The 13,450-nt window shown below is 60.2% G+C and carries 12 protein-coding genes and 1 pseudogene; 4 read left to right on the top strand and 9 right to left on the bottom strand.

Annotation, left to right across the window (positions count from 1 at the left end; translation table 11 throughout):
- Nucleotides 1–78 precede the first annotated feature (78 nt).
- Genes ilvC through HMPREF3120_RS08670 form a run of 3 tightly spaced genes read right to left on the bottom strand, consistent with a single transcriptional unit; the run spans nucleotide 79 to nucleotide 3,491 of the window.
- Nucleotides 79–1,116 (bottom strand): ketol-acid reductoisomerase, encoded by a 1,038-nt coding sequence (gene ilvC / locus HMPREF3120_RS08680; protein ID WP_083284852.1) that lies wholly within the window; start codon nucleotides 1,114–1,116, stop codon nucleotides 79–81.
- A 54-nt stretch (nucleotides 1,117–1,170) separates the two neighbouring features.
- Nucleotides 1,171–1,689 carry an acetolactate synthase small subunit gene (gene ilvN, locus HMPREF3120_RS08675; RefSeq protein ID WP_070452324.1) on the bottom strand — a complete coding sequence of 173 codons (519 nt, stop codon included), beginning with the start codon at nucleotides 1,687–1,689 and terminating at the stop codon, nucleotides 1,171–1,173.
- A 2-nt stretch (nucleotides 1,690–1,691) separates the two neighbouring features.
- Nucleotides 1,692–3,491, bottom strand: a complete 1,800-nt coding sequence (locus tag HMPREF3120_RS08670; protein WP_070452321.1) for an acetolactate synthase large subunit — start codon at nucleotides 3,489–3,491, stop codon at nucleotides 1,692–1,694.
- A 326-nt stretch (nucleotides 3,492–3,817) separates the two neighbouring features.
- Here HMPREF3120_RS08670 and HMPREF3120_RS08665 point away from each other — a divergent pair, with 326 nt between their 5' ends.
- The gene (locus HMPREF3120_RS08665; protein ID WP_070452319.1) at nucleotides 3,818–4,363 is read left to right on the top strand and encodes a PH domain-containing protein; all 546 of its coding nucleotides are present in this window, start codon (nucleotides 3,818–3,820) and stop codon (nucleotides 4,361–4,363) included.
- Nucleotides 4,364–4,366: 3 nt separating this feature from the next.
- Nucleotides 4,367–6,205: a dihydroxy-acid dehydratase gene (ilvD, locus tag HMPREF3120_RS08660; protein WP_070422979.1), complete on the top strand. Its 1,839-nt coding sequence runs from the start codon at nucleotides 4,367–4,369 to the stop codon at nucleotides 6,203–6,205.
- An 18-nt stretch (nucleotides 6,206–6,223) separates the two neighbouring features.
- Here the strand turns inward: ilvD and HMPREF3120_RS08655 are convergent, their stop codons facing one another.
- On the bottom strand, nucleotides 6,224–7,093 hold the full coding sequence (locus tag HMPREF3120_RS08655; RefSeq protein ID WP_070452316.1) for a DoxX family protein: 870 nt from the start codon (nucleotides 7,091–7,093) through the stop codon (nucleotides 6,224–6,226).
- 158 nt (nucleotides 7,094–7,251) lie between these two features.
- On the opposite strand from HMPREF3120_RS08655, the gene HMPREF3120_RS08650 reads away from it, so the two are divergent.
- The gene (locus HMPREF3120_RS08650) at nucleotides 7,252–8,655 is read left to right on the top strand and encodes a YkvI family membrane protein (RefSeq protein WP_070422981.1); all 1,404 of its coding nucleotides are present in this window, start codon (nucleotides 7,252–7,254) and stop codon (nucleotides 8,653–8,655) included.
- A 68-nt stretch (nucleotides 8,656–8,723) separates the two neighbouring features.
- Here HMPREF3120_RS08650 and HMPREF3120_RS08645 read toward each other — a convergent pair whose 3' ends face one another.
- From HMPREF3120_RS08645 to gatB, 3 genes are all read right to left on the bottom strand, one after another.
- Entirely contained in the window at nucleotides 8,724–9,143 is a 420-nt protein-coding gene (locus HMPREF3120_RS08645) for a type II toxin-antitoxin system VapC family toxin (RefSeq protein WP_070422982.1), read from the bottom strand.
- On the bottom strand, nucleotides 9,140–9,382 hold the full coding sequence (locus HMPREF3120_RS08640; RefSeq protein ID WP_070452313.1) for a type II toxin-antitoxin system Phd/YefM family antitoxin: 243 nt from the start codon (nucleotides 9,380–9,382) through the stop codon (nucleotides 9,140–9,142). The genes HMPREF3120_RS08645 and HMPREF3120_RS08640 overlap by 4 nt, the downstream gene beginning before the upstream one ends.
- A 127-nt stretch (nucleotides 9,383–9,509) precedes the next feature.
- Entirely contained in the window at nucleotides 9,510–11,012 is a 1,503-nt protein-coding gene (gatB, locus tag HMPREF3120_RS08635) for an Asp-tRNA(Asn)/Glu-tRNA(Gln) amidotransferase subunit GatB (protein WP_070452384.1), read from the bottom strand.
- Nucleotides 11,013–11,113: 101 nt separating this feature from the next.
- Here gatB and HMPREF3120_RS08630 point away from each other — a divergent pair, with 101 nt between their 5' ends.
- Entirely contained in the window at nucleotides 11,114–12,067 is a 954-nt protein-coding gene (locus tag HMPREF3120_RS08630) for a hypothetical protein (protein ID WP_070452310.1), read from the top strand.
- 9 nt (nucleotides 12,068–12,076) lie between these two features.
- Here HMPREF3120_RS08630 and HMPREF3120_RS08625 read toward each other — a convergent pair whose 3' ends face one another.
- Together HMPREF3120_RS08625 and HMPREF3120_RS11785 are read right to left on the bottom strand one after the other, a co-directional pair.
- Nucleotides 12,077–13,081 carry a bile acid:sodium symporter family protein gene (locus tag HMPREF3120_RS08625; RefSeq protein WP_070452309.1) on the bottom strand — a complete coding sequence of 335 codons (1,005 nt, stop codon included), beginning with the start codon at nucleotides 13,079–13,081 and terminating at the stop codon, nucleotides 12,077–12,079.
- 75 nt (nucleotides 13,082–13,156) lie between these two features.
- Nucleotides 13,157–13,450 (bottom strand): annotated as a pseudogene (locus HMPREF3120_RS11785) (6-phosphofructokinase); the annotation flags it as partial.

Raw genomic sequence — 13,450 nt, 5'->3', positions numbered from 1 at the left:
GCCGTGCGGGCTTGTGCGGGAGAAGCACGACAAAGCCCTCGAATCACATTGATCCGAGGGCTACGTTTACCTGCCGAATTAGCGGGCAGTGTCGGTAAGCGGGTTCTTCACCCAGCTCATCATGTCGCGAAGCTCTGCACCGGTCTTCTCAATCGGGTGCTGTGCAACCTTGTCGCGCAGACCCTCGAGCTCCTTGTTGCCACCCTCAACGTTGGCGACGAGGCGCTTGGTAAAGGTGCCGTCCTGGATATCCTTCAGGATGTCGCGCATACGATCCTTCGCCGAGGCGTCGATGACACGCGGACCAGAGAGGTAACCGCCAAACTCTGCCGTGTCAGACACGGAGTAGTTCATGTTGGCAATGCCGCCTTCGTAGATCAGGTCGACGATCAGCTTCATCTCGTGGAGGCACTCGAAATACGCCATCTCCGGCTCGTAGCCAGCCTCGACCAAGACGTCGAAGCCGGTCATGATCAGGTCCTCGAGGCCACCACAGAGCACTGCCTGCTCACCGAACAGGTCGGTGACAGTCTCGGCCTCGAAGGTGGTCGGGATAACGCCAGCTCGTGCGCCACCGATTGCGGCAGCGTAGGACAGCGCAAGCTCACGGCCGTTGCCCTGCGGATCCTGCTCCACGGCGATCAGGCAAGGCACACCCTTGCCCTCGGCGAAGGTGCGACGCACCAGGTGGCCCGGCCCCTTCGGGGCAACCATGCCGACGGTGATGTTGTCTGCCGGCTTGATCAGGCCGAAATGGATGTTCAGACCATGCCCGAAGAACAGGGCGTCGCCGTCCTTCAGGTTCGGCTCGATGTCCTCTTCGAAGATCTTGGCCTGGGAGGTATCCGGGGCGAGCAGCATGATCACGTCAGCCCATGCAGCTGCCTCAGCATTCGTCTTCACATCAAAGCCGGCCTCGCGGGCCTTTTCTGCAGACTTGGAGCCGTCGCGAAGGCCAACAACCACCTCGACGCCGGACTCCCGCAGGTTCTGAGCGTGCGCGTGACCCTGGGAGCCGTAGCCGATGATTGCGACCTTCTTGCCCTGGATCAGGGACAGGTCTGCGTCTTGGTCGTAAAGCACTTCAATAGCCATAGTTCTCGCTTCTTTCTTCATTCTGTGAGACGGGCGTTTCACATTATGACACAGCCGTCTCGATTTGTGGGGAATTTAGTCCAGTGGCGCCAACGTTTTGGAGCCACGCGTCAGCGCCACCGTGCCGGAGCGCGCCAACTCGCGGATGCCAAACGTATCCATCACGTCCAAAAACGCCTTCAACTTTGGCGACTCACCCGTGGCCTCAATAACCACAGAGTCCACCGCCACATCGATCACGCGTGCACGAAACAGATTCGCCGCATCCACGACCTGGGGGCGTGTGTGGTTGTCAGCGTTAACCTTGACCAGCAGGAGCTGGCGGCCGACAGTGGTGTCGTCGTCAAGCTGCTGCACCTTGAGCACCTGGATCAACTTGTAGAGCTGCTTGACGATCTGCTCGACGGAACGCTCCGTCGCATCAACCACCACTGTCAAACGGTTGACGCCCTCCTTGGAGGTCTTTGCCGAAACCAGCGACACCAGGTTGTACCCGCGACGAGTAAACAGGGCGGTGACGCGAGTGATGATTCCGTCAACGTCTTCAACCAGCACCGAAAGCGTGTGGCGAGTGATTTGATCTGGTTGCGTCATTGTTAGTTCCCTTCCTGCTCCGCCGCAGCGGTCTCGATTGCGTCGCTGATTGCCTGCGGCGACTCCGCAGCTGACTCCTCATCGTCAAAGAATGGGCGCATGCCGCGCGCGTACTCAATGTCACTATTCGACGAGCCCGCAGAAATCATCGGCCACACTTGCGCGTCCTCGCCCACGATGAACTCGATCACCACAGGGCGGTCGTTGATCTCACGGGCACGCTGGATCGTCGGCAACACGTCTTCTTCCTTCGATACCCGGAACGCAACAGCACCGAGCGCTTCCGACAACTGCACAAAGTCAGGCACATAGGTCTCCCCACCCAACTTGGTATGGGAGTAGTGCCCGTCGTAGAACAGCGTCTGCCACTGACGCACCATGCCCAAGTTGCCGTTATTAATCAGCGCAACCTTGATCGGGAAACCCTCGAGTGCAGCGGTGGTGATCTCCTGGTTGGTCATCTGGAAACAACCGTCGCCATCGATCGCCCACACCTCCGCGTCCGGGTGAGCGGCCTTCGCACCGAGGGCCGCCGGAATGGAAAAGCCCATCGTGCCCGCACCACCGGAGTTGATCCAGTGACGTGGAGTTTCAAAATCAACGAACTGCGCAGACCACATCTGGTGCTGCCCCACACCGGAGCAGTAAATCGCGTCAGGTCCGGCGGCCTGAGACAGCGACTCGATAACAAACTGCGGGGCGAGCGTGCCGTCTTCGTGCTTGTCGTAACCGCGCGGGAAACGCTGCTTCAAGTCCTGCAGGCGTGCGATCCACGGCTCGATCGACGGCGCCTTGGCCTTTCCGGATTCCTCAAAGTAATCGGTCAGTTCCGACAGCACACGCTTAGCATCGCCCACGATTGGAACGTCCACCGCGCGGATCTTGCCCACCTCTGCAGGGTCGATGTCAGCGTGAATGACCTTGGCGTGCGGCGCAAACGTATCGGTATCGCCGGTCACGCGGTCGTCGAAACGCGTGCCAACAGCGATGAGCAAATCGGATTCCTGGAAGGAACCCACTGCCGGTACCGAACCGTGCATACCCGGCATACCCAGGTACAGCGGGTGCGACTGCGGGAACGCTCCGAGCGCCATCAAAGTCGTAGCCACAGGGATCCCGGTCGCCTCAACAAACTCGAGCAGCTGCTTGTTCGCATTCGCCTTCACAACACCGCCACCGATGTAAAGCACCGGACGCTTCGCCTGAGAAATCAGCTTCGCTGCCTGGGCAATCTGACGGTTGTGCGGCTTCGTGTTCGGCTTGTAGCCAGCCAAATCGATCTTCGGCGGCCACTTAAACTCAATCTCCGCGTTCTGCACATCCTTCGGGATGTCCACGAGCACTGGGCCTGGACGGCCGGTCGAGGCAATATGAAACGCCGCCGCAAGCGCGAACGGGATCTGCTCCGGGTCGGTCACCATGAAGTTGTGCTTTGTAATCGGCATCGTGATGCCGCGGATGTCCGCCTCCTGGAACGCATCGGTACCCAAAAGCGACGAGCCAACCTGGCCCGTGATCGCCACCATCGGCACCGAGTCCAGGTAAGCGTCCGCGATCGGTGTTACCAAGTTCGTCGCACCGGGACCAGACGTAGCAATGCAAACGCCGACCCTTCCCGAGGCCACCGCGTATCCCTCTGCTGCATGGCCCGCACCTTGCTCGTGGCGCACCAACACGTGGCGTAGTTTCGTTGCCCGATACAGGGCGTCGTAAAGCGGAAGCACCGCGCCACCCGGAAGGCCGAACACAATTTCCGTGCCAAGCTCCTCCAGGCTGCGAACGACCGCGTCCGCGCCTTTCATCCGCTCCGGTCCATTGCTCTCCGTCGACGGGGATGGTTGTGAACCTGCCACCGTTGCACTCCTTGTGTTCGAATTACCTAAAAATAAAAGCCCCCGGCGAGCGGTGTGCTCTCGAGGGCGCTTGTGTCTGCGGCGTGTAAAACGAACCCGCTACGGCAAGCGCCGCGTGGGTACAATAATTACAAGTCGCTGATTGATCACGTACATGACAATAGTGAGCCAGCCCACCCCTCGCGCATTTTTATTCACAGAAATCACGCGTATCGACGACACCCCGGCGCATCCCGTTACTTCCCCCGGCATCAACATGACTAGCATGCCGGGGTATGACAGCCACACAGGGAACGTCCCCGACCACCCAAAAAGTGTTTAAACCAACCCGTGAGCACATCCTCGCCATCGTGCTCGCAACCGGCATCGCACTCATGGGCATCATGTGGGCGCCGAAATATCTCATTTGGCTCCTTCTTATCCCCATTGTGTGGCTCGCATGGGTACTCTGCTCCTCCACCACAGTGGATAACAAAGGAATTAAAACCCGTTACCTCGTTCGCAAAAATGCCTTTCTTCCTTGGGAAGACCTGGCCGGCATCGCTTTCAAGGGAACTTCCGCACGCGTCGCTGCAAAAAACGGCACCGAGTATCCCCTGCCTGGCGTAACGTTCAACTCATTGCCCGCGCTCGCCGAGGCATCCGGAGGACGAATTACAGACGTCATTGCATCCGCCGAGCAAGCAGCAGACGGCAAGTACGAAATCATTGATAAAGACGGCGACCGCATCCTGCTTACCCGCGAGGAATACGATGCCTACCTCGCAGAACACCCCGATCTGCCGGGACCTCGCCCGTCCGCGAACGAACCTAAGGAGTAAACCGTGATCCCCCTTCGCTCACGTGTCACCACCGTTGGCCGCCAAGCAGCCGGAGCCCGTGCCCTGTGGCGCGCTACAGGCACCGGCGAGCACGAGTTTGGCAAACCCATCGTTGCCATCGTGAACTCCTACACGCAGTTCGTGCCTGGCCACGTTCACCTGAAACATGTTGGTGACATCGTGGCCGACGCTGTCCGCGCCGCAGGCGGCGTACCCAAGGAGTTCAACACCATCGCGGTCGACGACGGCATCGCCATGGGCCACTCCGGCATGCTGTATTCGTTGCCCTCGCGCGAGATCATCACCGACTCGGTGGAGTACATGGTCAACGCCCACACCGTGGATGCCATGGTGTGTATCTCCAACTGCGACAAGATCACCCCAGGCATGCTCAACGCCGCAATGCGTCTGAACATCCCCGCCGTCTTCGTCTCCGGTGGCCCGATGGAGGCCGGCAAGGCGTTTTCTGTCGGCGGTGTGACTAAGCCGAAGTCCGATCTCATCGACGCCATCGCGCTTTCCGCTAACAACGACGTCAGCGACGACGAGCTCGACAGTATCGCCAACAACGCCTGCCCCACCTGTGGTTCCTGCTCCGGCATGTTCACCGCTAACTCCATGAACTGCCTCACCGAAGCACTTGGCTTGTCACTGCCGGGCAACGGCACCACCCTGGCCACCCACACCACGCGCCGCGAACTCTTCGAGCGCGCTGGCCAGACCATCATGGACCTTTGCGAGCGCTACTACGGCCAGGGCGACGAATCCGTCCTGCCCCGCAACGTGGCCAACGTCCATGCATTCCGCAACGCCATGGCGCTCGACATGGCAATGGGTGGTTCCACCAACACCATCCTGCACATCCTGGCCGCAGCACAGGAAGGCGAGATCGACTTCGACCTGGCAGATATCGACGATCTGTCACACAAGATCCCCTGCCTGTCCAAGGTTGCCCCGAACGGTGAGGCACACGTGGAAGATGTCCACCGCGCAGGCGGCATCCCGGCCATCCTGGGTGAGCTCAACCGCGCTGGATTGCTGCATGATGATGTGCATTCGATCACGTACTCGTCGCTAAGCCAATGGCTCGCAGACTGGGACATCCGCGGCGGCAGCGCTACCGAGGAAGCGCTCGAGCTCTTCCACGCCGCACCGGGCGGTGAGCGCACCACGAAGGCATTCTCGCAAAGCGCGCGCTGGGAAAGCCTGGATACGGATGCGAAAAATGGCGTCATCCACGACGTCGAGCACCCGTTTACCTCCGACGGCGGCCTTGTCGTCTTGCGCGGCAACCTAGCCCCGGACGGCGCCATCCTGAAAACCGCAGGCGTCGAAGAAGGCTTGTGGGAGTTCACCGGTCCAGCACGCGTCGTCGATTCGCAAGAGCAAGCTGTGTCCATGATCCTCAACCGCGAGGTGCTCGAAGGCGAGGTTGTGGTCATCCGCTACGAGGGTCCAGCAGGTGGACCGGGCATGCAGGAAATGCTCCACCCGACGTCATTCCTCAAAGGCGCTGGCCTGGGCAAGAAGTGCGCACTGATCACCGACGGTCGCTTCTCCGGAGGCACCTCCGGTCTGTCCATTGGCCACATCTCCCCCGAAGCTGCCGCAGGCGGCCTGATCGGCCTCATCGAAAACGGCGACACCATCGCCATCTCCGTGTCCAACCGCGAACTGAAGCTGGATGTGCCGGAAGCAGAGTTGGAAAAGCGCCGTGAAGCTATGGAAGCCTCCGACAACCCCTGGACACCGAACCGTGTCCGTGAGGTTTCGAAGGCTTTGCGTGCATACGCCAAGATGGCAACCAGCGCCGACAAGGGCGCCGTCCGCCAAGTGGACTAAACGCAGCGTGCGTGTGGTTTAGGCAAACGGGTTAATCCCGGTGCCGAACCACCACGCCGCACCTGCTGCGGCAAGACCCACAATGGCGCAGATCCAGGACGATGCCAGCGGACGCTTCGCCCAACCGCGCGAGGCGTCGATACCGTAGCGGCCCGGACCGGTGAACTGCACTGCGAGCGACACTGCCAGCAGCATGACCGGCACCCACGTTTCCGGCGTCCAGGCGAAGACGTTGAAGCCGTCCGTCTGACCGTTGAATGCGTGCAGCGCCAAAAAGCCGGTGACGGCGATCGCCACAGCTGCCGCAATCGGTCCGAGCAGACCAAGGACCAAGAACACGCCGGCCGTGAGTTCGAGGGTGGGAACAACAACAGCCAGGCCGTTGCCGTACGGGTAGTTGGCGAATGCATTTTCTAGGCCGGCGATACCGTCGTTGCCGCCGAGTCGGAAGAACACTGCGACGGAATCAATAATCAGGTACGCGCCGAGGAACAGACGCAGCAGCAGCAAGCCGAAATCAGTCGTGCCACGGCGGGCGTCTTCCTCCTCTACTGCAACCGGTGCCGGATCCACCGCAACCGGCTCGACCGGCTCCTCCGCATAGGTTGCGGGGGCTGCCGGTGCGATGGTTTCAGATTCACGGATGAACGCGGATGTCACCGGTGCCGGGTCGGATGAGTATGCAGACGCCGAGGGGACCGCAGTAGAGCCTGCGGACGGCGCAGAGGCTTGTGCTGCCTTATCGGCACTCAGGCGCACCTCGTCGCCCGTCTGGGAAGTCTGCGGAAAAATCTCCGTCGCAGCATCCCCCTTGTATTCGGGCACGTCAGCGACGTTTTCCAGGTTGTTCAGATCGTCGGGTGTGAGATCGCGTGGATTTTTAGCCATGGCCTACAACTTAGGCGAAAACTTCGCTGTGATTTGTCAACTCGCCGGGGTGCGCTGCACCGATGTCAACAAACCTAGTTAGCCAAGCCCGTGTAATGGTGTTACCCTGCTACGCGCTCTAAATCTTTTACGCAAATTTATATAAGGATTGTTTATCGATGAGTAAAACGCTCAAAGTCGCCCTCGCGCTCGTGGGCCTGACTGTCGGCGCTGGTTTTGCCTCCGGGCAGGAAGTCATCCAATACTTCCTTGCCTTTGGCTACAAGGGCATCATCGGCGCCGCCATCGCAGGTGCCGCGATCGCAATTTTCAGTGGTTGGGTCTACCAGCTCGGTTCCTACTATATGGCCGATGACCACAGTGCCGTGTTCAAGAGTGTCTCGCGTCCGTGGATTGCTAAATACATGGACATCACCACCGTGTTCACGCTGTTCTGCATCGGCTTCGTCATGGTCGCCGGTGCTGGCGCGAACCTCGAGCAACAATTCGGCCTGCCAACTTGGGCCGGATCGACCATCATGGTTGTGCTGCTGCTCCTGTCCGGTCTTCTTGACATCGACAGGCTCACGAACGTTTTCTCCTTCATCACGCCGCTGCTGATCATCTGCCTGCTCGCCGCGTTTGTGATCACACTGACGAACATCCCGTCCGACTTCGGATACATCAACGAGATTGCACAGCAGAACCAAAGCGCATCAGGCACGTTTGGTAACTGGCTGATCACCGCGTTGAACTACGCAACCCTGGTCATGATCATGGACGTTTCCATGATGCTCGTCTTTGCTGGCTCCCACATGAACCCTGCACAGGCCGGTAAGGGTGGCCTGCTGGGCGGCATTATGTTCGCTGTCTTGCTGCTGATCCTCACGTTCATTCTGTTCTGCAACATGGCAGACGTGATGGACGCAGACATGCCGCTACTGATGGTCTTCGACAACATGCACCCGGCAGTGGGCGTGTTCGTCTCCATTGTCATCTACCTGATGATTTACAACACCGCCGTCGGCATGTTCTACGCCAGCGGTCGTCGCCTCAGCCACGACAAGCCGGGCAAGTTCCGCCCGTACTACTTCGCGGCGGTTCTCGTCGGCTACGCCCTGTCCTTCATTGGCTTCGCTGACCTGCTTGGTTGGGTTTACCCGGTTCTGGGCTACCTCGGTCTTGCCCTTGGCATTGCTATGGGTGTGGCTTGGTTCCGCGACCGCAAGAACATCCAGGAGGAGACGGGACGCCGCGAGCGTCTTGCAGAGCTTGCCGAGACCGCGCTCGATCCGGAAGGCGAGCCGCTGACCCGCGCCGAGCGCAACGAAGTCGACGAGCTCACCGGCGATTCCCACATGGGCGGCCAAGACCTGTGGCAGTCCGTCCAGGAAGAGGTTGCTGCGGATCTGCACGCGGACTCTTCCAGCGAATTCGATATCGCGGACGTGCCTGCGCTCGATCCGGAGTCTGAGTCCTACGAGGGCGCACCCGATACCCCGGGCGACGAAATCCACTGGAAGTCCTACGAGGAGATGTACAAGACTGGCGAGTTCCCGGCCGTCAAGCCTCAAAACAAGTAGCACTGCTTGACGACGACTCCCCCGCCCCGGCCATCCACCACACTGGCCGGGGCTTTCGCGTTTCGCGGTTACATCTCCCAGGGATTAACTAGCTCAACGCCCATCGACTCAAAGCCAGGGGTATTCCGTGTCGCAACGATAAGGCTATGTACTTGAGCGGTAGCAGCGATAAAAGAATCCGCAGTCGCTTTCGGGTCCGGGACGTGCATCGCAGCCGCCACAGAGGCTACGTCCTCATCAAAAGGAAGAATGCGACCTTTGAATTGAACTTTAACTTGACCATTGAACCAGTCGCGCAACCTTTCAGCCTGCACTGGATCCGTACGTTGCTTGAGCAGAATTCCTCTTTCGATCTCAAAAACTGAGATGGAAGAGATGTATACGTTTCCCTCTGCCAGGTTGTCGGCCCAACTCGCCACTCGAGGATTCACTCGGCCGGGCGGCTTCCGCAGCTCACTAATAACGTTGGTATCGAATAAATACCTCACAGGTCGAGACTCCGCACTTTAAATTCAGCTCGTGGAGGGTCGAATTCTATATCTTCATCCTTCATTTGAACTGCTTTTACCCACCCATTTTCTGACGATGAGAGCCGACGATAGTCGTCGATCGACAGCAGAACGTGTGACGGCTCCCCACGATCAGTAATGATCACAGGGTGATCGAGCGCGGCGCGCTTCGCGGCACTGACATCCCGATTGAATTCTCTGGCGGAAATAGCGGTCATAACACACCTCCCTGCAGGTACGTACCTACAGGATATGCATTGTTACCATTACCTACAACCCACCAAAGAAGAACCAGCCGGCCCCGTACATCAGTCGGGGCCGGCTGGATGGTGCTTCGCTGAGGTTTTACTCCGCGAGCTTCTTCGCGATCAACTGGTTGACCTGGCCCGGGTCTGCCTTACCCTGGGTGGCCTTCATTACGGCGCCGACGATTGCGCCGGTGACCTTCTTGTTGCCTGCGCGGTACTTCTCCACGATGTCTGGGTTGGCGGCAAGTGCGTCGTCGACAGCCTTCTCGATGGCGCCGTCGTCACGCACAACCTCGAGCCCACGCTTTGCGACGACCTCATCAACGTTGCCGTCACCCTCAATCACACCGTCAAGCGCCTGGCGTCCAAGCTTGGTGGTCAGCTTGCCCTCCTTGACCAACGCAACCACGCGTGCGACATCGTTCGGGGTAACACCGAGCGCGTCCAAATCCTTGCCTGCCTCGTTAGCCTTACCGGCGATGTAGGACACCCACCAGGAACGTGCTTCGTCCGGGGTCGTGCCAGCTTCCACTGTGTCCACGATGAGATCCAACGCACCAGCGTTGACCAGGTCGCGGAATTCCTTCTCCGGAAGCTGCCACTCCTCCTGGATGCGAGCACGGCGCACCCACGGCAACTCTGGCAGGGTTGCGCGAATTTCCTCAACCCACTCCGGCTTTGCAATCACCGGCGGCAGGTCAGGGTCGTTGAAGTAACGGTAATCGGAGGCTTCTTCCTTCGGACGGCCCTTCGAGGTGGAGCCGTCCTTCTCCTGGTAGTGGCGGGTCTCCTGGACGATCTCCTCGCCGTTCTCCAACGCGGCAGCCTGGCGCTGCATCTCGAAGCGCACGGCCTGCTCGACCGACTTCAGGGAGTTGATGTTCTTGGTCTCGGTGCGGGTGCCGAACTCTTCCTGGCCGACTGGACGCAGGGACACGTTGGCGTCGCAACGCATGCTGCCCTGGTCCATGCGAGCATCGGAGACACCGAGCGCCTTCACCAGCTCACGCAGTGCGCCGACGTATGCCTTCGCCACCTCCGGGGCACGCTCGCCGGCGCCGATGATCGGCTTGGTCACGATCTCGATCAGGGGCACGCCTGCACGGTTGCAGTCCACAAGCGAAGCGGTAGCACCGGTAATACGACCGGAAGCGGAGCCCAAGTGGGTGAGCTTGCCGGTGTCTTCCTCCATGTGCGCGCGTTCGATCTCTACGCGCCACTCGGTGCCGTCTTCGAGTACGACGTCCAGGTAGCCGTCGTAAGCAATCGGCTCGTCATACTGGGAGATCTGGTAGTTCTTCGGCTGGTCCGGGTAGAAGTAGTTCTTACGCGCGAAGCGGGAAGACTCCGCAATCTTGCAGTTCAGCGCCAGACCGATCTTGATCGCCCACTCCACACCCTTGGCGTTGACCACCGGCAGTGCGCCCGGCAGGCCGAGCGAAACCGGGTCAACGTTGGAGTTCGGCTCCGCACCGAAGTGGGCAGAGGCTGTGGAGAACATCTTCGTCTCAGTAGCGAGCTCGACGTGCACCTCAAGCCCCATAACCGGGTCGTACTTTTCCAGTACCTCGTCGTAATCCATCAGATCGTAGGCAGTCATGCCGGCCATTCTACTGCCCTACCCGATTCGCTCGCGCTCCAGCTCGCCGTGGCGAAATTTACCTAAAATAAAAACTTCCCTCAGACGGAAAGGCACTAACGATGACGAACGCATTGCTTGCCCAAATGGCGAGTGCTTATGCGGCCTGGATGCCCAGCCAGCTGCGCGACTGGTACTCGGAGGAAGAACGTTTCTACCTCGCGACGGAGGAGATGCGCCCGCAAGCAGAGCATGTGGCTAACGACGAGTTCGGCGCCGGATTCCGCGATCACCTCAACAGCATCGGCGGGCCGACCGTAGAGGACCCGCTTGCGTGGGCGAACCGGCACGTTGAGTTCACTGATGGTCACTGGTGCGTCGCCGGCATCCGCTTTTTGGGGCTGGATCCCAAGAAGCCGTTTGTGCATGTCGTCGCTACGTCCGTATCACCGCAGTACGACGGGTTAGCACCGTATGCAGTACAGTTGCACCGCGAGTTCGCTGATTTTGTGCCGGTTGCAATCCGGTTCGAATTGCCCAACCCGCCGGAGCGCGCCGATGTGGATCAGTGGATCGTTGCCGCCCTCATCTCCGAACTGCGCGCTGCACCACGCCGTCCGCAGAACCACCTGGTGCGGCTTATTCCAGCAGCTCCTGAGGAGATGACGGGGTACGCGGATGAGGTGCTGGGCAACGTCGTGAAGCAAACGCCCGACGTGGCGACCTGGACCGAAGCAGCGACACTGCCGCAGTTACAAAGCTGTGCGGAAACCGGTGCGCTGTGTGCAGTGGAAGTCGGAGGCAAACGCGCCGGAGTGATCGCTGCCGCTCGCGACGATGCCAACGGGATGCGCGGGTTTCAGGTCTACGAGTTTCTTCTCGACGACCACGCGCGCGGCCGCGGCCTCGCCCCCGCCGCAATGCAGCACCTGTGCAGCGTTCTCCCCGCGCACCCCGGCGACACGTTGTGGGGGACGATCCATGCGGGCAATGGGCCGTCGCTAGGCAATGCGCTCGCTGTCGGGCGTAAAAAGATCGCCGCGTTCGTGTGGGTGGCACGTCGCGGCGACTTGTAGTGGATGGCCCTAGACCACCATGGGTTCTGCGGCAGGCGCTGCTGGGTTCTCGGCACGCTTCGCGCGGTCATCGCGAAAACGCATGACCATGGCGAAGATCCCGCCGGACAGGGTGTGCCAGACCGAGAAGATGACACCCGGCAGCGCGGCAAGCGGGGTCATGTACTGCACAGCGAGCGTGGCGGCGAGGCCAGAATTTTGCATGCCGACTTCCACCGCGATGGTGCGCGAGGCCGATTCGGTTTGCTTCGTCCCCTTGCCGGTGAAGTAGCCAAGCGCGTAGCCGAGCAGGTTGTGGATCATCACAGCTACCAAGACAAGCAGACCCGCTTCGACGATCTTGTCCCGTGAACCCGAGACGATGATCGCGACGATCGCCCCAATGGCGACGACAGAAATCCACGGAAGCGCTGGCAAGATCGCTTGGGCGATCTTCGGTAGAAAGAACGTAATCGCGAGGCCGAGCAGGACCGGAAGCAGCACCATCTTGACCGTGGAGATCGCCATCGAACCAGCACTTACTGGCAGGTACTGCTCCGCCAACCACAGGGTGAGCAGTGGCGTGAAGATCGGCGCGAGCAGCGTGGACACCGTGGTCATCGCCACCGACAGCGCCACATCACCGCGTGACAAGTAGGTCACCACGTTGGAGGTCGTACCACCCGGGGCGCAGCCGACGAGGATGACACCAGCTGCGATTTCCGGTGGCAGATTCAGCATCCACGTAATGAGCACCGCCAGTACCGGCATGATGACAAACTGCGCGATCACTCCGATCAGCACAGGCGTCGGACGCTTCGCGATGATCGCAAAGTCGGCGACTTTCAACGTCAGGCCCATGCCAAACATGACCACGCCCAGAAGCCAGGTTGTCCACCCGGTAATCGGCGCGACGACAGACGGGGTGAAGTATCCGATGCAGCCGCCGACAACGACGAGGATCGGGAAGACAACAGAGGCGATCAGGGCCGAACGATCTTCGGCGGTGGTCGCCCCACGACGCGATTGACTCATAGCGTGAGATTCTACTCTCACAATATGGACTCGCGGGCCGTTTTGGAGATTCTGTTAGGAAACCCCTGCGCTGTCCTAGGTGAACATCGCCTTCGCGGTGGCGTAGCGGCGCTCCGGGACGGTCTTGAGTTGCGCCACTGCATCCTCGAGCGCAACAAGTTCGATGTCCTCGCCGTGCAAGGCCACACAGCTGCCAAAGTTGCCGTCGTGTGCCGCGCGGGTGGCGTGCACACCGTCGCAAGCAGCCAAGCACTGTGGTACGCACGTCGTAGCCCAGGCGCTTCTTCATCTCGTCGCCAAGGCCAGCGTCCATCGTGCCTTCCTTCGGCACCGCACCTTCGGCGACGACGATGATGCCGTACTTCTCCC

The sequence above is a fragment of the Corynebacterium sp. HMSC11D10 genome (assembly GCF_001806995.1).
In the GTDB taxonomy this organism is placed as follows: Bacteria; Actinomycetota; Actinomycetes; order Mycobacteriales; family Mycobacteriaceae; genus Corynebacterium; species Corynebacterium coyleae.
This window is presented reverse-complemented; position numbering and strand designations above follow the sequence as displayed.

Bases quoted from the DNA above. Each gene is read 5' to 3' on its own strand.
- HMPREF3120_RS08665 (WP_070452319.1), top strand. From the start codon at position 3,818: ATGACAGCCACACAGGGAACGTCCCCGACCACCCAAAAAGTGTTTAAA.
- gatB (WP_070452384.1), bottom strand. From the start codon at position 11,012: ATGACTGCCTACGATCTGATGGATTACGACGAGGTACTGGAAAAGTAC.
- ilvC (WP_083284852.1), bottom strand. From the start codon at position 1,116: ATGAAGAAAGAAGCGAGAACTATGGCTATTGAAGTGCTTTACGACCAA.
- HMPREF3120_RS08625 (WP_070452309.1), bottom strand. From the start codon at position 13,081: ATGAGTCAATCGCGTCGTGGGGCGACCACCGCCGAAGATCGTTCGGCC.
- HMPREF3120_RS08655 (WP_070452316.1), bottom strand. From the start codon at position 7,093: ATGGCTAAAAATCCACGCGATCTCACACCCGACGATCTGAACAACCTG.
- HMPREF3120_RS08650 (WP_070422981.1), top strand. From the start codon at position 7,252: ATGAGTAAAACGCTCAAAGTCGCCCTCGCGCTCGTGGGCCTGACTGTC.
- HMPREF3120_RS08630 (WP_070452310.1), top strand. From the start codon at position 11,114: ATGACGAACGCATTGCTTGCCCAAATGGCGAGTGCTTATGCGGCCTGG.
- HMPREF3120_RS08640 (WP_070452313.1), bottom strand. From the start codon at position 9,382: ATGACCGCTATTTCCGCCAGAGAATTCAATCGGGATGTCAGTGCCGCG.
- ilvN (WP_070452324.1), bottom strand. From the start codon at position 1,689: ATGACGCAACCAGATCAAATCACTCGCCACACGCTTTCGGTGCTGGTT.
- HMPREF3120_RS08670 (WP_070452321.1), bottom strand. From the start codon at position 3,491: ATGAAAGGCGCGGACGCGGTCGTTCGCAGCCTGGAGGAGCTTGGCACG.